The 209-nt window shown below is 46.4% G+C and carries 1 protein-coding gene; it reads right to left on the bottom strand.

Going from position 1 to position 209, the window contains the following annotated elements:
- Positions 1-209, bottom strand: a 209-nt coding sequence (locus HJY11_RS14840) for a M24 family metallopeptidase (protein ID WP_208076595.1), incomplete at both ends; no start/stop codon positions are given.

Raw genomic sequence — 209 nt, 5'->3', positions numbered from 1 at the left:
AAAAGTTTCAATTTCTTCCACGGTTTTCGGGATACCGCCGCTTAATACTTCACAGCCGTCCTTTGTTACGAGAAGCGTATCCTCAATACGGATTCCGATTCCAAGGTCATCAAAGTAAAGACCAGGTTCCAAGGTAATGACCATGTCTTCTTCCAGAGGCGCGTTGTCATCACCTACATCATGGGTGTAAAGGCCGATGTAATGTCCGG

Origin of the sequence: Bittarella massiliensis (ex Durand et al. 2017), from assembly GCF_017566145.1 — a bacterium.
GTDB classification, from domain to species: Bacteria; Bacillota; Clostridia; order Oscillospirales; family Ruminococcaceae; genus Bittarella; species Bittarella massiliensis_A.
The sequence above is the reverse complement of the archived record's forward strand: the minus strand, read 5'-3'. Positions and strand labels throughout refer to the sequence as shown.